A 17,362-nucleotide genomic window follows, 5' to 3' on the forward strand; every position below is an offset into this window, starting at 1 on the left:
AAATGCATCCTGCTTCCTCCATTATCGTATTTACGACCCTGTCCGGAATGGGCTTCGGTCTGATTGCCATGCTGGGCCTTGGCGCCGCGCCGAGCGATGGTACGGCGGGTCTTGTCGCCTGCGCGCTTGCGTTCGTCCTGACCGGCATCGGTCTAGCGTCATCGACGTTCCATCTGGGGCATCCCGAGCGCGCCTGGCGGGCGCTGACGCAATGGCGGTCTTCCTGGTTGTCGCGAGAGGGCGTGCTGGCCATTGTCACCCTCGGCCTTTTCGCGATCTATGCCGCGCTATGGGTCTTGGCCGCGGATCGCGTGGCCATTGTTGGAATTTTGCTGACGCTTCTTTCGCTGGTGACGGTTTACGCCACGGCAATGATCTATGGCTCGCTGAAAACCGTGCCGCGTTGGCGCACCGGTCTGACGCCGCTTTGCTATCTCCTCTTTGCGGGCGCCGGCGGGGCCTTGCTGGCTGCGACGGTTTCGTCCCTGATGGGGAGCGGTGCGCAAAGCTCTCTCTATGCCGCGCTAATCCTGATGGTGATTGCCTGGGCGGCAAAGTTCATCTGGTGGAACCGGGCCGACCGCACGACGCTCGCTTCCATCGGCTCTTCGCCCGAGACCGCGACCGGTCTCGGCAATATCGGGAAGGTACGGTTGCTCGAAGCGCCGCATTCCTCGCCGAACTACCTGATGAAAGAGATGGTTTACCGGGTCGGGCGCAAACACGTGCAGAAGCTGAGGCTTCTGGCGGTTGTCCTGGGCGGGGCTGTTCCCGTGCTTGCACTTCTGGTCGCGGCCGTCTCAGGCGGTGGCGCAGGGTTGCTGGTGATCGCTGTTCTGTCGCATCTGATCGGCATGATGGCGGAGCGTTGGTTGTTCTTCGCGGAAGCGGAACATGCGGTGTCGCTTTACTACGGCCATAGATAATCGAGGGAAGCGCGCAGTTTCCGCTGCGCGCTGAAGCCTGGGTGAGCAGGCTCTGGAACCCCCGGTACGGCCGGCCGGGTGTGGTTGCCGGAAAGGGATCGGCGCGTGAGTTTCAGTGGTACGTTTCTGGGCAAGCTTCTGCCTTGCCTGACCTGGCTTCCCACGGTCGACAGGACGACTCTGCGCGCGGATCTTTTCGCCGGCTTCACCAACGCGACGATTGTCCTGCCGCAGGCCATCGCTTTCGCCACCATTGCCGGTTTGCCGCCGGAGTTCGGCATCTATACGGCGATGATCACACCGATCGTCGCTGCGATCTTCGGCTCGTCAATGGTCATGATCTCCGGGCCGACGACCGCCATCTCGGCGGTGGTCTTCAATGCGCTTTATCTAAAGCACGACCCCGGCTCGCCGGAGTTTATTGAATCGGCACTGATCCTGACGCTTCTGGTTGGCGCTTTTCAGCTAGCGCTTGGCCTGGCCAAACTCGGCCGTCTGGTGACCTTCGTGTCTCACTCCGTACTGGTCGGCTTCACGGCGGCAGCGGCTATTCTGATCGGCATCAGCCAGATGGGCGACGTCCTGGGCGTCGTGGTCACACGCGGCGGAACCGTCGTCGAGCGCGCTTACAATCTCTTCCTATCGGTCGATGTGGTCAATTGGCGCTCGATTGTGATCGCAGGCTTCACCCTGGCGCTGGTCGTGGTGTTCCGGCATATCTCCGAACGCCTGCCCGGCTTCATGCTTGCTATGGTGGGTGGAGGCCTTCTTGCGTGGTTACTCGATGCGCGGGATCACGGCGTGGCCATGGTGGGGGAACTGCCCTCGATCACGCCCAGCTTCTATATGCCTGATATCACTCTGGAGAGCGCCGGAGCGCTCTCGGAAAGTGCTTTCGCTATTGCCCTGATCGCGTTGCTGGAGGCGGTTTCGATCGGCCGCGCCTTCGCGACCCGGACGCATACGCGCTTTGATGCCAATCAGGAGATCATCGGGCAGGGCATGTCCAATTTCGTCGGCGGCATGTTTCAGGCTTATCCTGGTTCGGGCTCTTTTACCCGCAGCGGCGTGAATTACGAGGCTGGCGCCAAGACCCCACTGTCAGCGATCATCTCTTCGATCCTTCTGGGCGGGATGCTGTTTTTCATCGCGCCCCTGATCAGCCTGACGCCCTTGCCCGCGATGGCGGGGATCATCCTCTACGTGGCCTGGAAGCTGATTGACCGCAAGGAAATCCGGCACATCCTTCGCTCCAGCCGCTCGGACAGCGCAGTTGTTATTGCGACTCTCCTGGCCGGCCTTTTTGTGCGGCTCGAATTCGCCATCTACGTCGGTGTCATCCTGTCGCTACTGATCTTTTTGTCTAAATCGGCGCGGCCGAAACTTGCGATCAGTTCGCCGGATCCCAGCAGCACCCGCCGCAGTTTCCGCAACGTGATCGCCCACAGTCTCGTCGAATGTCCGGAGATTGTCTTCGCGCGCATCGACGGTGCCGTCTATTTCGGATCGGTGGAGACCATCGAAGCCGAGTTCCGCAAGCTCGAGCGGGATCATCCCGGCCAGCAGCATCTGGTCCTAGTGCTCAAGGGCGTTGGCGAGATCGACCTGGCCGCCGCCGATATGATTGTCGAAGAGCATCTGCGCCGCCGGGCGCGCGGCGGCGCGCTCTACATCGTCGCCCGCTATCCGCCGATGTTGAAACGCCTGCGCAAGCTGCGGGTCATGGAGACGATTGGCGCCGAGAACGTCTTCGAGAGCAAGGGAACCGCTATCGAGCAACTGGTGTCGCGGCTTGACGACGACACTTGCCGCAATTGCTCCGCCCGGGTCTTCCTCGAATGTGCCGGCCGTCCGGGCGCGCCGGAACTCGAGCCTTCGGTTGCGCAGGAAGCAGAGGCCAAGGTCATGGAAGCCCTTGCTGCTGCGCGTGAGACGGAGTCCGATCCTGCGGCAGCATCTGAAGAAGGAACGGCGCAGGTTGATGGGGATGCGGCAACTCCTGCGAGAAGTGAGTCCGGTGGTGCCGGCGGTGCGAAGCGGCCATCAGCGGCCGCCAGGGATGTATGACCCAGACTTTGCGCTTAGACCCGTGAACAGGGTTTAAGCCACCCGGTCGCCCGGCTCCCGGCCTGAAAAGACAGCATCCAGATTGTCGATCGCGCGGAAGCCCATGGCGTCGCGGGTGTCTTTGGTTGCCGAGCCGATATGGGGCAACATGAAGACGTTGTCCAGTTTGCTCAGTTCCGGATTGCCGCCCGGTTCGTCGCAGAAAACGTCGAGACCGGCGGCAAAGAGACCACCGTTTCTTAAGGCATCGATTAAGGCGTCCTCGTCGACCAGGGGACCGCGGGCCGTATTGACCAGGATTGCATCTTTCGGCAGCATCGCCAGGCGTTCCGCATTCATCAGGCTCTTGGTTTCCGGTGTGGATGGGCAGTGCAAGGACAGCACGTCGCAATGGGGTAAGAGGTCCTCGACAGTTTCATGAAAGATCGCGCCCTGTTCGGTTTCCGGCGGCAGGCGGCGGCGGTTGCTGTAGTGGATCTCCATGCCGAAGCCTCGCGCACGCTTGGCCGTGACCTGTCCTACGCGGCCCATACCGATGATTCCCATGCGCTTGCCGGTGGTTTGAACCCCCACCATGAAGGCCGGACTCCAGAAATCCCAGCGCCCTTCCCGAACCATCCGGTCGCCCTCGCTCGCCCGGCGCGCAGCACTCAACATACAAAGCATGGCAATCTCGGCCGTCGCGTCGGACAAGACATCCGGCGTGTTGGTCACGATCACGCCCTTTTTCTTTGCCGCCGCCAGGTCGACGTGGTCGACACCGACGGAGTGGTTGGCGATCACCTTCAGGCGCTCGGGCAGGGCGGCGATGACATCGGCTGAGAAGTGCTCCGAATGACAGGGAATCACGGCGTCGACGGATTGGCAGTTGGCCATCAGTTCGTCCCGGTCGAAGACCCTGTCATCCAGATTGAAGACCGGATTATAGTCTCTTTCCAGACGGGCATGGACGGCATCGGTCAATCGACGGGTCACCAGAACGGTAGGACGGTCGGGCATTGGCGTTTCTCCTGCAAAGGTCCGGGTCGCGCCTGCGGCCAGACTACGATCCTGTTCGATGACTCAGCGAATATCTGCTGTCGTCGCTGCTTTTTGTTTGTCGTGCGAATCGGCGGTGAGCGATCAGGTTACGGATTGCCCGGCTGCAGACAAGCGCCTGACCCCTGCATTTTCGTATAGCGGGATGCAGGACGCAACAACCAGCGATATTCAACTCTTCAGAGCAGAGTGGGATGCTGTTTAGCGCGAACTGGACATTTTCCGCTCATTTCTGCGGCTTTGCCATTTTATGATTGAAAATGAGAGTCATTCGCATTATTGGTTGAGCGCATGAGACTTGATGCGACAGGACGTGTGGCTTGGCCACGCGTTTCTGGACCAGAAAGAAGCAAAGCGAGGGGCGTCAAGAGGCTCCTGCGTTCCGGTCGAGCAGCTACAGACGCATAACTGCGCAAACTCTGTCGATCCGGGGATTGAGTCAGGAAGACGGATGATTGAAGGCGAGAAGGAACGCGGGCGAAGCCAACTTCGCTTGGACGGCGCTGAAGTGCCGATGCTTCCCCCGCGCGGGGTCAGGATACTTCATAGCCGGGATCTTTTCGCTGACGTCCGGGAGATCGTGATTGAACACGAAGGCGAACACTATCGTTTGCGCGCCACCAAGAAAGGAAAACTGATCCTCACGAAATAAACCACAGCAGGTCGGCGCTGGATCTGTTTTGCCGAGATGGGAGTTCACCCACGGCAAAAGACCGATCCGGTCGTCTAGACAGTGACGAACGAAGAGTCCAAGCCAGCCACCCAAAGGCCAAGCCGCTTTCGCAAGCCAGCCAGGACAACCAAAGCTTATGAGCCAAGGGGAAGCAATATATGGCTGGTTTTATGGGCCCGATACAGAGGGTCAAGGCGTTTACACTCACCACACTCGGGACCTGTTTGCTTACAGCGGCGGTTCAGGCGCAGGACGTTGTCCAGGCACAGGGATCTGACGGAACACACGACAAGATCCTGGATCCGATTTCTGTTACGGCGACCCGCAATCCGATCAAGGCCTTTGAGTATCCCGGCATGGTGACCGTGGTGGGGCGCGAGGAGATCGAGAGCCGTCAGGCTTCAACCCCCGACGATATTCTGAATTTCGTTCCCAACGTGGAATTTACCGGTGGCCCGCGGCGCACAGGCGAGGTTCCAAGTATTCGTGGTTTCGATGGCCCTGATGTCATCGTGCTGATTGACGGTGCGCGGCAGAATTTCGGCTCGGCCCATGACGGGCGCTTCTTTGTCGATCCCAGTCTGCTGAAACAGGTTGAGGTTCTGCGCGGTCCCGCGTCATCGCTTTACGGCAGCGGCGGTACGGGCGGCGTCATCGAATTTCAGACCATCGACGCCAGCGACTTCCTGGCTCCTGATGAGACCTTCGGTGCAAAAGTTTCGGCCGGCTATCAAACCGTAAACCGGGAGAGGCTTGGCACGATGACCGGTTTTGCCACGCCGGTCGAAGGCCTCGATTTCGTCGGCAGCATCACCCGGCGAGAGTCCGGCTCGATTGAACTGGGCGATGGCAGTGAATTGAACAATACCGACGACGACATCGTTTCCGGCCTGTTCAAAGGCAGTTACGAATTCGCCGACCACCACAGTATCGAGGGCTCGTTTTCCACCTTCCGCAACGATGCGCAGGAGCCCAACAACGGCCAGGCGACCACGAGCGACGTCTTCGACAAGGAAGTGCAATCGGACAACTATCGTGTCGCCTACAAATACGATAATCCGAATAACGATCTCATCAACCTGGATGTGATTGCCTATTACACGGATCAGCGTGTCGATGAAGTCGAACTGGATCCGGCGACCTTCGCGGTCACGGGTGAGCTTCTGAAACGCAATGTCGATACCTATGGGTTCCGACTCGATAACCGCTCCCGTCTCTCTCTATCCGAAGACATTGGTGTCACCTTTACCTATGGCGGTGAGTACTATGAGGACGAACAGGACGGCGCGCGCGGCTCCGGTGACCGGGACGGCGTACCGGACGCGGAGGCGAGTTTTTTCGGTGCTTTCTCCCAGGCGGAAATTACGGTTTCAGAGGCTTTCGGGGTGATCCCCGGAGATTTTCTGATCATCCCCGGACTCCGGTTCGACAGTTACGAGGTGTCCAGTTCGATCGCGGACAGCAACGAAGAGACTGCCCTCTCTCCCAGGCTCGGCGTCAGCTATCTGCCGACCGACTGGCTCCTCGTATTTGCCAACTATGCCGAGGCTTTCCGGGCCCCCACCTTCGACGAGCTCTTCACGACGGGGACGCACTTCCAGATTCCTATCGGGCCAGGCGTGGTCAACCGGTTTGTGCCCAACAGTGATCTGAGCCCACAAACCACCCAGACATTCGAGTTCGGCGGTGGCTTGACCTTTAACGAGGTAATGGAGCCGGGCGATTTGCTGCAATTCAAGGCCTCGCACTTCCTCATCTGGGGCGAAGATTTTATCGACCAGGATGTCGATCAGCCGACGCCTTTTGTCGACTGTAACCCCTTTATCCCGGGGAACTGCGACGGCACGACGACGACTTTCAACGTACCGGAAGCAAAGCTCTGGGGATCTGAAATCGAGGCTTCCTACGAAAACGACCGTTTCCTGGTCTCTCTGGGCTTTTCGCGTATCGACGGGGAGAATGAGGAAACCGGGGAAAAAATCGGCACGCTTACTCCGGATCAGGTAACGGTCAACACAGCCGTCAAACTTCCCGAAATCAACTCCCTGGTGGGGTGGCGCGTGCTCGCCGCCGACAAGTTCGACGAAGTCGATACCGAGGCCGAGGAGCGCGACGGCTACGCGGTGCACGACGTGTACTTCTCTTGGCAACCCACTGATGATCTCTTGCAGGGCATTCGTGTCGATCTTGGCGTCGACAACATTTTCGACAAGTCCTATGAGCGGGTGAACACCAACGCAAATGAGCCGGGGCGCAACTTCAAAGGCCTCGTCAGCTACTCCTTGAAATGGTGAGTAAAGACGCCGCTTCGGTGCGGGTGGCGTGGGAAAGGAAGAGAGAATTGACAGATACACTGACGGCAGAAAGTCCATCGCCGGAGACCGAAGTCGCGCTGAAACTGCGCGGTGATTTGCACGATTTACGCTCCGAACAACCTTTGCTGCGTGCGCGCGACGCCGCCGAAAAGCTGGGCGTTTCCGAGGCGGAGCTGGTGGCCTGCCGCTGCGGCGAGGGCGTTAGGCGTTTGGCCGGCCCATTCGGTGCAATCATCAAGAGTTTTCCGAGTCTTGGCGAGGTCATGGTGCTGACCCGCAACGAGCATGCCGTTCACGAGAAGGTCGGAACCTTCGCGAAAATTTCGATCTTCAAGTCCATGGGCCTGGTCCTTGACGAGGCGATCGATCTGCGGCTGTTCCTGGATCACTGGCAGAGCGGCTATGCAGTGACGGAAAACACGCGCAGCGGTGTTCGGCATAGTCTGCAGTTTTTCGGTTCAGACGGCACCGCCGTTCACAAGGTTTATCTGAGAGACGGCAGTAACCGGGAGGCTTATGAGGATCTGGTCGCTCAGAACCTGGACCCGCATCAAGGACCCGGGCAGGCAGTCGCTTCTTTGCCCGCACGCCAGCCGGACCGGCCCGACACAGAAGTCGATTCTACCTTACTGCGCAAGCGCTGGTGCGAACTGCAGGACGTTCATGACTTTCATGCGATGCTGAAGGATGTCGGCGTCGGCCGCACACAGGCCTTCCGGCTGGTGGGCGAAGACTACGCCACCCGGGTCGGACTGGAGACTTTCAAGGCTGCTTTGGAGGCGGCGGCCGAAACCGCCACCCCGATCATGATCTTCGCCGGTAATCCCGGTGTGATTCAGATTCATACCGGACCTGTCGAAAGGCTCAAAGAGCTTGGTCCCTGGTTCAACGTCCTGGACGAAGGTTTCAACCTGCACCTTCGAATGGATGCCATCGACACGGCCTGGATCATCCGGAAGCCGACCCGCGACGGCATCGTGACCTCGCTCGAAATCTATGACGCGGCGGGCGCCCAGATCGCCTGGATGTTCGGGAAGCGCAAGCCCGGTGAACTGGAACGCGAAGACTGGCGCCGCCTGGTCGCATCTCTGGAGACTGGTGGAGGGGCGGCATGACTGTAGCCTTCGCTCTGAGTCACTTTCCTTCCCGGGCAATGCTTTTCGCTGCCATGCTGCTCGCGATATTTGCGGTGGGCAACGCACAGGCGCAGCTTGTCGATGCAACCGGCCAGAGCATTCAGGTCGATGACAACTCCAGTGTGGTGTCGGTCGGTGGATCGGTGACCGAGATCCTCTACGCCCTCGGCCTGGCGGATCGCGTGATCGCCGTCGATGCCACCAGTCTATTTCCCGCCGTGGCAACCGAACTCCCAAATGTCGGCTATATGCGCCAGCTCTCGGCGGAACCAATCCTGGCCATGGCCCCCTCGCTCGTTCTCGCCATTGAAGATTCCGGTCCACCTGCGGTGCTGGATCAGCTGCGCGAAGCCGGTGTTCAGGTTGTCCTGGTCCCGGATGACCCCAGTCCGCAGGGGATTGTGAAAAAGATCGACTTGATTTCCGATGTCATGGGCGTAACGGAAAAGGGGCGTGTACTCTCCGCCCAGGTCGAGAGCAGTCTTGAAGAGCTCAGAAAAGTCGTGGCAGACGCAGGCCCGCGGCCCAGGGTTCTGTTCCTGCTTTCGATCGGTAACGGCGGGGCGCCGCTGGCGGCGGGCCGGGCGACATCGGCCGCTTCGATCATAGAACTTGCCGGCGGCGACAACGCAATCGATGCTTTCGAGGGCTACAAAGCTCTGTCTCCGGAAGCTCTGGTTGAGTCCGGGCCAGACGTTGTTCTGGTGACGGACCGGTCTCTGGGACTGCTTGGTGGTGCCGAAGCTATCCGGGAAGGTCCCGAGGTTTCCCAGACGCCGGCGGGCCGCGACGGCCGGATCGTCTCGATGGACGATCTGCTCCTGCTCGGCTTTGGCCCGCGGACACCGGAAGCTGCGGCACAGCTCGCGCAAAAACTGCATCCCGGACTGGATCTTTCGATGACGAAGGAACAATAGCGGCAAAGCGTTGTGCGTGATGACAGTGATGACCGATGACAAGAGGCAAAGGCACCATGGCTAGTGTTGCAGCCGATGATGTCCTGCCGATCGCCTTGCAGCGGCAGCAGCGCAGGCTTGTGATCCTGCTGCTTCTCGCCGGCTTGCTCGTGGTTGGCTTCGTGGTATCGGTCGGCTGGGGTGCCGTCAGCATTTCGCCGGCCCAAATTGCCGCTATCCTTCTGAAGTCTCTTGGCCTGGGAACTCTGTTCGGGGGCGATATGGCCGCAGAAGGATCCATAGAGGGATCCATCTGGGCCTTCGGACGGCGGGAGGAGACCGTGCTGCTGGCTATTCGCTTGCCCCGCGCGGTGCTCGCGATTCTGGTCGGCACGGCCCTCGCGGTCTCGGGAGCCGCGTTGCAGGGCCTCTTTCGAAATCCGCTCGCAGATCCGGGCCTGATTGGTGTATCGACGGGCGCGGCGCTGGCGGCCGCGGCGACGATCGTGCTGGGAAACAGCCTTGCAGTAGCGTTGAGCGCGCGCTTCGGTTTCGAGTTGCAGGCGAGTGGGGGCTCGTCGCTTGGCTTTTTGGCATTGCCGGTTGCGGCCTTCTGTGGCGGCCTTGTCTCTACTTTTCTGGTTTACCGTATCGCCACCCGTGCCGGGCAAACCGATGTGGCGACCCTTTTGTTGGCCGGCGTGGCCATGAATGCAATATCTGCGGCCGGAGTCGGGTTACTCGTTTTTCTGAGCGACGATCAACAGCTGCGCGATCTCAATTTCTGGATGCTTGGCAGCCTTGGTGGTGTGACCTGGACCAAAATCGGGACTGTTGCCCCCTTTGTCCTTGGGGCAAGCATCGCACTTGTACTGTTTTCCAGGCATCTCAACGCGTTGCTGTTGGGCGAGCGCGAGGCGCAGCATCTGGGGTTCCGGATCGAGTGGATCAAGCGCGCCATTGTCCTGCTGGTGGCGCTGGCCACCGGAGCCTCGGTTGCGGTGACGGGTGTGATCGGTTTTGTCGGGTTGGTGGTGCCGCATCTGGTTCGCCTCAGTCTGGGCGCGGATCACAAAACACTGCTGCCGGCTTCCATGCTGCTCGGCGCCAGTCTGTTGCTCGTCGCCGACTTAGCGGCCCGCTCTGTCGTATTGCCTGCGGAACTGCCGATCGGGATCCTGACGAGCTGCGTGGGCGGCCCCTTCTTTCTCTGGCTGCTCATGCGGGCCCGGAACAGAGGTGTTTGGTGATGCTGGAAGTCAAGAACATCCGGGTCGACCTTGGCGGCGTTAACATACTGCATGATCTGTCGCTGAAAGTTTCCGCCGGAGAAGTGGTCTCTGTCGTCGGCCCCAACGGTGCCGGCAAGTCGACGCTCTTTGCTGCGATGTCGGGTGCGCTAAAACCGCGTCTTGGCGTGGTGGAACTTGACCGCGAGGCTTTGAGCGACTGGCCGTCGCAGACGCTTGCCCGCAAACGCGCCGTTCTGCCGCAGCACTCGGAACTCACCTTCCCCTTCAGGGTACTCGAAGTGGTCCTGCTCGGCCGTTCGCCGTATGCGGGTTTCAGCTCTCACGAAATTGATCTTGCGATTGCACGGCTCGCACTGCTAGAGACAGAAACACTGCATTTGGCTGACCGGGTCTATACGACGCTGTCGGGCGGCGAGCGCCAGCGTGTGCATCTGGCGCGTGTTTTGACACAGATTGGGTTCTGTGATCTTGAGCCGGGTGCGTCTCGGTGTGATCCGGGGCCTTCGGAAGAGAATGAGCGCTTTTTGCTTCTGGATGAACCCACATCGAGTCTGGATCCCGCGCACCAGCACATGACCTTGCAAACCGCGGTGCGCGCGGCCGAGTGCCGCATCGGCGTGGTGGCGGTCCTGCATGATCTGAACCTGGCCGCCATGTATGCCGATCGGATCGTGATGCTAAAGGAAGGGCGGATTATTGCACAAGGTGCACCGGCGGAGGTGCTGACCGAAGGTCTGATCGAGGAGGTCTTCGAATTACCGGTGAGCGTCGTGCTCCATCCAAAGCGCGGCTGTCCCTACGTGATCGCCGCATGACCAGCATGGCCAGATATCAGCATATCCAACTGCACCTGTATGAACCGACGCAGAACCGGCGCTTTGCGGCGCTAAGCTGTGCCGTCTTGGCTTCGCTGGCGATCCACGGCGGCGCTCTTTTGCTGATTCCCGGCGACAAAGATGAAGGGGTGGCGAACTTCGGCTACGGCGGCATGACTGTGTCGTTGGGTCCCGCCGGTCGCGATGCGGGCGGCGAGGTCGCCACCGAACAGCCGGCTTCTGAAACCCTTGAGGACATAACTCCCCCTGAAACCGAGACCCTTGAGGCGGTTAAGCCGGTCGAGCAGCAGGTTTTGCAGGAAACTCTGCAGGAGACAGCAACCATTGAGCCTGTGGTCGTGGACGAAGTAACTGTTCCCGAACCAGAGGCTGTGTTGGCGTCAGAAGTTGCCGAAGTCCAAGAGACCGAGCCAGCACCAACTCTTCCCGAGCCTGATCTGGCACTGAATGCGGAGGTGGCCGACGTCAGCGACCTCTCAGCACCTGAGGTCGCCACCGCTGAAGCTGAGATCATCGAGGTTGAACCCGCGGAGGTGAAGCCGGTAACGCCCCTGGCCGTCGAGCCGGAGGAGGTCGTTGCGACGGAGAACGCTGCCACGCCACCGCTACCCAAACGACGTCCGGCGCCAGAGAAACGACCGTTGGTTCAAGAAGTGCAGAAAGCAGAGGTTGCTGAACCCAAAACAAGTTCTGTATCCGAAACGGCAAGTGATATCGAACCGCGTGAAGAGGCCCGCGCTGAGGTTGCTGACGGCCTTAGCAAAACCGAGACAGCCAATCAGGTCGCCGGCCAAGGCGGGAAGTCGGGGGACTCCGGGCTGAGCGAAGCAGGACAAGGCGACAACACAGCCGGCGGCGGCGCGCCCGGGACCAGCAGCGATTACTACCGCGAAGTGACGGCCTGGCTCGAAAAGCACAAACGTTACCCGCGCCGTTCCAAGCTCAGGAACGAACAGGGTGTCGTGATGCTCCGCTTTGTGGTGAATCGAGATGGTATGGTCTCGGTCTCGGCGATTGAGGAAAGTTCCGGTTACAAGCGTCTCGACAAGGAGGCCATGGGCATGATCGAGCGGGCGCAGCCCTTGCCGCCGATCCCTGAAGATATGCGCCAGGCTAACCTGGATCTGGTCATACCCGTGAAATTTAACCTTCGGTGATGTTCGGCGTTCGCTCGTTGTGGTACTGAGAGGGCTCTCCAGCACACCCGCAGTAATCCCGGACGAGAGGTCTTTGTGAGCGATTGGAACGCGGCTTCATATCTGAAATTCGAGGCGGACCGGACCCGGCCATCTATCGAGATGCTGAGCCGTGTCACTTTGGAAGCGCCGCTGCGTGTTCTCGATCTGGGTTGTGGTCCGGGCAACAGCACGGAATTGCTCGCGCGCCGGTACCCGGAAGCCGAGATTCTGGGACTGGACAGCTCACCCGATATGCTGTCCAAGGCGCGTGAGCGATTGCCGCAGGCGGTGTTCCTCGAAGCCGATATCGCCTCCTGGGCACCGGAGAAACCCTTCGATCTTGTCTTCGCCAACGCGGTCCTGCAGTGGTTGCCGGGGCATCAGACGCTGTTCCCACGTTTGCTCTCGTGGTTGTCGGCTGGCGGGTCCCTTGCCATTCAGATGCCAGACAATTTGGACGAGCCATCGCACGCTCTGATGCGGCGCGTCGCCGCGGAGGAGCTATGGCGGGAAAAATTCAAAGATATCGGGTCTGTCCGCGTGCCGATTCCGGCAATGGAGCAGTACTATGACTGGCTATCTGCGGAAGGCGCGGCGGTAGATATCTGGAAAACCACCTATTGTCATGTGATGGAGAGCTCGGGCGCTATTGTTGACTGGCTCAAGAGCACGGGGCTTCGGCCTTTTCTGGGTCGGCTGACGGCGACTGAGCAAGAGTCGTTTCTTGTGCGCTATGAAGCTGCGCTGGATGAAGCCTATCCCGCGCGGAGCGATGGCAAGCGGCTGTTGCGGTTCCCGCGCATTTTCATGGTGGCCACGCGCGGCGTCTGAGCAGCGTCGTAGGTGAACTGCGGCCCGACTTCGGACTTTGATCAATGCAGCGCGGCCACGGCCTGCGGTACAGGCTCTGTCATGGGCGGCATTGCCGGCGCGCCGCAGCGCTCGGGAAAGACCAGACCACGAGACTGCATACGCTGTGCAAGGCGGGTGGCCGCTGTGATCATTTCGTCGCTGCCATCGGGTTTGACGAGCCACTGGGCGAGTGAGCGCGCCAACCCCAATTGCCCGTTCTGACAAGCGGCGACGAGACACGCAATACTGACCTCGTCGGCCCCCAGGGCGGGGCAGCAGGGTTGATGGTAATGGATCCGCCGGCGGGCGTTGCACTGCAGGGCTTTGACCATGCAGGCAAAGCCGGATAGCGCTTCGCGCCCATCCTGACTGCCGAGTTGTCGGGCAAACTCGTTCCACACGAAGTCCCAGTGCGCAGCGGTATTTTGCTTCAGGCCAAGCACCCACCTGCGAAAAGACCAAATAACAAGGCGTTCCGACGGATCGAGCTCGTTCATGGAAGTGGGCCAGGGTTGATCTCGTTGGCCGGGCTGCGGAAAGGGCAATCTCTGCTCCTGCAATGGATTGGTCCTGGTCTGACTCTGGCATCCCGAAACAGCGGCAGGGTTGCCGGGTTGAGCGGCTGGCGAAGTCATGGAACAGGAGGGATCCACTCTACCTCTTCCGTCACGCCAAGCCTCTGTGAGCTACCATATTAAGAATGATTATCATTATCAAATACTTTTTACAGCGATCCAATGATAAATTCACGAGCAGATGCCGGTTTTGCAGGAACGGGATCGGCGGACAGGAAACATCCACATGCCTTTGTTTTGCGGGGCTTTATGCGGATCGAATGCTTGCCATGAGGTCTATCTCCGCGAAATATTAACCAAATTATGCAATTGACAATCATTCTTAGTATGATCAACTATGGATCACACGCGGAATGGGACAGCCCCAATTAGAGATTATGGGCAGCTGGATAGCCTCCCCCGCATGCGGAGAAGCGAATGTACGTTTGCCTTTGTAACGGATACCGGGATTCAGAGATCAGCGAAATCGCGCGTGACGGCGTTCGCTGTGCAAAACGCGCTTACTTCGCGATGGGAAGTGGTCCGCGCTGCGGACAGTGCCTTGATATGGCCCAAGATATCATCGACGATGTGCATGAATCGGAGAGCTCGGCCTGCTCATCCTATCCCACGGCAAACGACCGGCAGCTCGCTGCAACGGGTTTGCCCGTTGGGGGCGGTGATGCGCCTGTCACCCAGAGACCGCAGGTTTCATTTTCCAAGAGTTAAATTCTGGCAGGCGGCCCGGCCTTGTGCGAAGCGGCGCGCAGACCCGATGAAGAGTTCCGCGCGCCCGCCAATCCGCTGACTAGAGCGTTTCACATGCCTCTGGAAACGTAACGCCTCAAGATTTGCGTTCGAGATCAGCGACTTGCTGAGCGAGAGGCAGTGGATCTTGAGGCCGTTTGAGTGTGAATTGCTCCGGATCAGATCAAGTCTGGTTCGAATCGCCTAAGGCGATAACGCGTGCTTGTGAATCTGATCCAACACTATGATTTAGAGCGAAGCTACACCTCTCGGTCGAGAGTTCATGGCTATGAATTCCCGACCAAAACGTGATCCGGTCTAATCCCCGGCGGGACTGCTCTGAAGCTGGATGTAGTTTTCGATCCCCATGCGTTCGATCATGTCGAACTGGGTCTCTAGGTAGTCAACGTGCTCTTCTTCGCTGCTCAGGATGCTCCGAAACAGCTCTCGCGAGACGTAATCGTTGACCTCTTCACAATGCGCGATGGCCTCACGCAGTTCTGGTAGAGCATTCTCCTCGAGCTTGAGATCGCACTTCAGAATCTCTTCGACGTTCTCGCCGATCATGAGCTTGCCAAGCTCCTGCAGATTGGGCAGTCCTTCAAGGAAGAGGATGCGCTCGATCAGTTCGTCGGCGTGTTTCATTTCGTCGATGGATTCTTCGTACTCGTGCGCCGCGAGTTTCGTAATCCCCCAGTCTTTCAGCATTCTTGAGTGCAGGAAGTACTGATTGATCGCCGTCAGCTCGTTCTTAAGCACCGCGTTCAGGAATGCGATGACTTTTTTGTCGCCTTTCATCTCTCCACCTCTCAGTTCGAATCCGCGTTCGGCGCATAGCTCCAACTATACGCCTGAACCAGGACACCGGATTTCTTGTATTTTGTTCCGCAGCTATTGCGACAAATACCTACCGCCTATGAAGGTAGGGTTAACACCGCGCTTTGACAAGAAATATAGTGATAAATCAACAGTATAGATGAGAATGAAACGCAGTTGATTTGCGATTGCTTGTCATTGCCACATGCTGTTGGGCAGGAGCAGCGAAAGGACCGGGAAGGCAACCAGCAAGGCGAGCACGATAACATCCATGGCAAGGAACCTGAGGATCCCGGCGAAGATCTTTTCCAACGCGACCTGGGACCCGACAACACTTGAGATGACGAAGACGTTCAGGCCGACCGGCGGTGTGATCAAACCGATTTCCAGCAGTTTCACCACCACGACGCCAAACCAGATAATATCAAGGCCCATCCCTTCTACCAGCGGCACCATGAAGGGCAGGGTGAGAACCATGATGCCGAGCGGGTCGAGAAACATGCCCATGACCAGATAGATCGCGACAATTGCGGCCAGCACCAGCCAGGGGGCCAGCTGTGCCGCTTCGACCGAGGCGACAAGGGTGGGCGCGATACCGGTCAGGGCGATAAAGGCGACGAACATCTTGGCGCTCGCCGCAATGAAAAAGATCGCCGAGGTCTGAGTGACCGTCTCCCACATGGCGGTTTTGAAATCAGCGAATGACAGCCGGCGTTGCAGGACACTGACCAAAAGCGTGATGGAAAGGCTGATGGCGGCGGCTTCGGTGGCGGTGAAGATGCCACCATAGATCCCGCCTATGACGATGACGAACAGCAGAAGTGCAGGCCAGGCCTTGAGAGCCGCGCTGCTGCGTTGCCCACCCGAGACCTCGGATTCGTCCGGTGTTGGGCCGGCTGAGGGGTCGCGTTTGACCCAGATGTAGATCACCAGCACAAAACCCGCGAGCGACAGAAGTCCCGGAATAACGCCGGCCAGAAACAGCTTGTTGATGGAGGTCTCGGTAAAGATCCCATAGATGATGAAGAGGACGCTCGGCGGGATGAGGGAGCCGAGTGTGCCGCCTGCGGCGACGGAGGAGGTGGCCAGGCGCGGATCGTACTTGAAGCGCAGCATTTCGGGAACGCAGATGCGCCCCATGGCCGAGGCGCAGGCGACGCTGGAGCCTGTGATTGCCGAAAAGCCGCCGCAGCCGATCACCGAGGCCATGGCGACACCGCCGGGAACGCGTGCCAGCCAGATACGTGCCGCGTGATAGATGTCCGTGGTGATCCCCGCCCGATAGGCGACATGCCCCAGCGCAATGAAAAGCGGCACCATGCTGAGGTTATAGGAATGGATCAGCTCGAAGGTATTTGAGAACAGCAGCGTCGTCGTTGGCCGGAAGGCGCGGACCAGATCGAAGTCGCCTGATTTCGTCGCGAAAAAAATCAGAGTGCAAATGGTCGCCATGCCTGCGAGGGCGAATGCAATGGGCACGCGCAAGGCAAGGAGGACGAGAACGACGAGAAAGCCCGCCGCACCGAGAAGGATGGGATCCACGCTTTATAGTTCCTTCGCGTTATCGGCGGATCCTTCGCCATTCCAGGCGGTCCGCAGGTCGCTCGCCATCAGGAGGCTGAGTCTGAAAATGAAAAAGAACAATCCGACGAAGAACGCCAGTTTTCCCGGCCATTCCGGAAGTTCCAGATCGCCGAAGAAGTAGGTTTCCGCCTCTAGGGCATAAAGCAACTCGTTCCACGCCGCATAGAGCAGCGGCAGCAGGGTCACGAAGCCAAAGCTGGTCCCGAAAGCCATCAGGCAGAGCTGTGTACGGCGGCCCAGATGGTTATAGAGCACTTCAACCGCAATATGACTGCGACTGCTGGTGACGTAAGCCAGGGGCAGAATGATCGCCCCGATCATGAGTTCCCGCACGATGATCACGTCATCGGGGATGCTCCAGCCAAGGAGCCCGCGGGAAAGGACCGTTCCTGTGATCACGACGCAGAGGCCGATCACGCAGAGGGCCGCGACGCCGGAAAGAGCGCGTTCGAGTGTTCCGAGCATCGCGGTGTCCCCTGTGCGAAGGCTAA

16 protein-coding genes are annotated in these 17,362 nt (G+C 59.3%); 11 read left to right on the forward strand and 5 right to left on the reverse strand.

Annotated features, from left to right (window positions below; genetic code table 11):
* Nucleotides 1–2 precede the first annotated feature (2 nt).
* Both FKG95_RS00600 and FKG95_RS00605 read left to right on the forward strand, forming a co-directional pair.
* On the forward strand, nucleotides 3–926 hold the full coding sequence (locus tag FKG95_RS00600; protein ID WP_142894097.1) for a dimethyl sulfoxide reductase anchor subunit family protein: 924 nt from the start codon (nucleotides 3–5) through the stop codon (nucleotides 924–926).
* A 105-nt stretch (nucleotides 927–1,031) separates the two neighbouring features.
* Nucleotides 1,032–2,993, forward strand: coding sequence for a SulP family inorganic anion transporter (locus FKG95_RS00605; protein WP_179953865.1), 1,962 nt, complete (start codon nucleotides 1,032–1,034; stop codon nucleotides 2,991–2,993).
* A 33-nt stretch (nucleotides 2,994–3,026) separates the two neighbouring features.
* On the opposite strand, the gene FKG95_RS00610 is transcribed toward FKG95_RS00605, so the two are convergent.
* Nucleotides 3,027–3,992 (reverse strand): 2-hydroxyacid dehydrogenase, encoded by a 966-nt coding sequence (locus tag FKG95_RS00610; protein ID WP_142894101.1) that lies wholly within the window; start codon nucleotides 3,990–3,992, stop codon nucleotides 3,027–3,029.
* Nucleotides 3,993–4,482: 490 nt separating this feature from the next.
* Here FKG95_RS00610 and hemP point away from each other — a divergent pair, with 490 nt between their 5' ends.
* From hemP to tam, 8 genes are all read left to right on the forward strand, one after another.
* A complete protein-coding gene (hemP, locus tag FKG95_RS00615; RefSeq protein WP_142894103.1) occupies nucleotides 4,483–4,683 on the forward strand; it encodes a hemin uptake protein HemP in 201 nt (66 codons plus the stop codon).
* 179 nt (nucleotides 4,684–4,862) lie between these two features.
* Nucleotides 4,863–6,998, forward strand: coding sequence for a TonB-dependent hemoglobin/transferrin/lactoferrin family receptor (locus tag FKG95_RS00620; protein ID WP_142894105.1), 2,136 nt, complete (start codon nucleotides 4,863–4,865; stop codon nucleotides 6,996–6,998).
* A gap of 47 nt (nucleotides 6,999–7,045) precedes the next feature.
* Nucleotides 7,046–8,134 carry a hemin-degrading factor gene (locus FKG95_RS00625; protein ID WP_218940027.1) on the forward strand — a complete coding sequence of 363 codons (1,089 nt, stop codon included), beginning with the start codon at nucleotides 7,046–7,048 and terminating at the stop codon, nucleotides 8,132–8,134.
* Nucleotides 8,131–9,072: a heme/hemin ABC transporter substrate-binding protein gene (locus FKG95_RS00630; RefSeq protein WP_142894109.1), complete on the forward strand. Its 942-nt coding sequence runs from the start codon at nucleotides 8,131–8,133 to the stop codon at nucleotides 9,070–9,072. The genes FKG95_RS00625 and FKG95_RS00630 overlap by 4 nt, the downstream gene beginning before the upstream one ends.
* Before the next feature lie 56 nt (nucleotides 9,073–9,128).
* On the forward strand, nucleotides 9,129–10,301 hold the full coding sequence (locus FKG95_RS00635; RefSeq protein WP_246116642.1) for a FecCD family ABC transporter permease: 1,173 nt from the start codon (nucleotides 9,129–9,131) through the stop codon (nucleotides 10,299–10,301).
* Nucleotides 10,301–11,119, forward strand: a complete 819-nt coding sequence (locus FKG95_RS00640; RefSeq protein WP_142894113.1) for a heme ABC transporter ATP-binding protein — start codon at nucleotides 10,301–10,303, stop codon at nucleotides 11,117–11,119. Before FKG95_RS00635 ends, FKG95_RS00640 begins: the two co-directional genes overlap by 1 nt.
* Nucleotides 11,116–12,297 carry an energy transducer TonB gene (locus FKG95_RS00645; protein ID WP_142894115.1) on the forward strand — a complete coding sequence of 394 codons (1,182 nt, stop codon included), beginning with the start codon at nucleotides 11,116–11,118 and terminating at the stop codon, nucleotides 12,295–12,297. Before FKG95_RS00640 ends, FKG95_RS00645 begins: the two co-directional genes overlap by 4 nt.
* A 75-nt stretch (nucleotides 12,298–12,372) precedes the next feature.
* Nucleotides 12,373–13,149, forward strand: a complete 777-nt coding sequence (tam, locus tag FKG95_RS00650; protein ID WP_142894117.1) for a trans-aconitate 2-methyltransferase — start codon at nucleotides 12,373–12,375, stop codon at nucleotides 13,147–13,149.
* A gap of 41 nt (nucleotides 13,150–13,190) precedes the next feature.
* Here tam and FKG95_RS00655 read toward each other — a convergent pair whose 3' ends face one another.
* On the reverse strand, nucleotides 13,191–13,715 hold the full coding sequence (locus FKG95_RS00655) for a hypothetical protein (protein WP_142894119.1): 525 nt from the start codon (nucleotides 13,713–13,715) through the stop codon (nucleotides 13,191–13,193).
* A 447-nt stretch (nucleotides 13,716–14,162) separates the two neighbouring features.
* Between FKG95_RS00655 and FKG95_RS00660 the strand changes: the two genes are divergently transcribed.
* A complete protein-coding gene (locus tag FKG95_RS00660) occupies nucleotides 14,163–14,453 on the forward strand; it encodes a (2Fe-2S)-binding protein (protein ID WP_142894121.1) in 291 nt (96 codons plus the stop codon).
* Nucleotides 14,454–14,789: 336 nt separating this feature from the next.
* On the opposite strand, the gene bfr is transcribed toward FKG95_RS00660, so the two are convergent.
* From bfr to FKG95_RS00675, 3 genes are all read right to left on the reverse strand, one after another.
* Nucleotides 14,790–15,269, reverse strand: a complete 480-nt coding sequence (gene bfr / locus FKG95_RS00665; RefSeq protein WP_142894123.1) for a bacterioferritin — start codon at nucleotides 15,267–15,269, stop codon at nucleotides 14,790–14,792.
* A gap of 213 nt (nucleotides 15,270–15,482) precedes the next feature.
* Nucleotides 15,483–16,829 (reverse strand): TRAP transporter large permease, encoded by a 1,347-nt coding sequence (locus FKG95_RS00670; RefSeq protein WP_142894126.1) that lies wholly within the window; start codon nucleotides 16,827–16,829, stop codon nucleotides 15,483–15,485.
* A 3-nt stretch (nucleotides 16,830–16,832) separates the two neighbouring features.
* Nucleotides 16,833–17,336, reverse strand: a complete 504-nt coding sequence (locus tag FKG95_RS00675; RefSeq protein ID WP_142894128.1) for a TRAP transporter small permease — start codon at nucleotides 17,334–17,336, stop codon at nucleotides 16,833–16,835.
* Nucleotides 17,337–17,362 lie beyond the last annotated feature (26 nt).

The sequence above is a fragment of the Denitrobaculum tricleocarpae genome (assembly GCF_007004665.1).
Lineage (GTDB): Bacteria > Pseudomonadota > Alphaproteobacteria > Kiloniellales > Kiloniellaceae > Denitrobaculum > Denitrobaculum tricleocarpae.

Excerpts from the sequence above, each read along its gene's own strand:
- FKG95_RS00645 (WP_142894115.1), top strand. The coding sequence starts at position 11,116 with ATGACCAGCATGGCCAGATATCAGCATATCCAACTGCACCTGTATGAA.
- FKG95_RS00640 (WP_142894113.1), top strand. The coding sequence starts at position 10,301 with ATGCTGGAAGTCAAGAACATCCGGGTCGACCTTGGCGGCGTTAACATA.
- FKG95_RS00630 (WP_142894109.1), top strand. The coding sequence starts at position 8,131 with ATGACTGTAGCCTTCGCTCTGAGTCACTTTCCTTCCCGGGCAATGCTT.
- FKG95_RS00635 (WP_246116642.1), top strand. The coding sequence starts at position 9,129 with ATGGCTAGTGTTGCAGCCGATGATGTCCTGCCGATCGCCTTGCAGCGG.
- hemP (WP_142894103.1), top strand. The coding sequence starts at position 4,483 with ATGATTGAAGGCGAGAAGGAACGCGGGCGAAGCCAACTTCGCTTGGAC.
- bfr (WP_142894123.1), bottom strand. The coding sequence starts at position 15,269 with ATGAAAGGCGACAAAAAAGTCATCGCATTCCTGAACGCGGTGCTTAAG.
- FKG95_RS00660 (WP_142894121.1), top strand. The coding sequence starts at position 14,163 with ATGTACGTTTGCCTTTGTAACGGATACCGGGATTCAGAGATCAGCGAA.
- FKG95_RS00675 (WP_142894128.1), bottom strand. The coding sequence starts at position 17,336 with ATGCTCGGAACACTCGAACGCGCTCTTTCCGGCGTCGCGGCCCTCTGC.
- FKG95_RS00620 (WP_142894105.1), top strand. The coding sequence starts at position 4,863 with ATGGCTGGTTTTATGGGCCCGATACAGAGGGTCAAGGCGTTTACACTC.
- FKG95_RS00610 (WP_142894101.1), bottom strand. The coding sequence starts at position 3,992 with ATGCCCGACCGTCCTACCGTTCTGGTGACCCGTCGATTGACCGATGCC.
- FKG95_RS00600 (WP_142894097.1), top strand. The coding sequence starts at position 3 with ATGCATCCTGCTTCCTCCATTATCGTATTTACGACCCTGTCCGGAATG.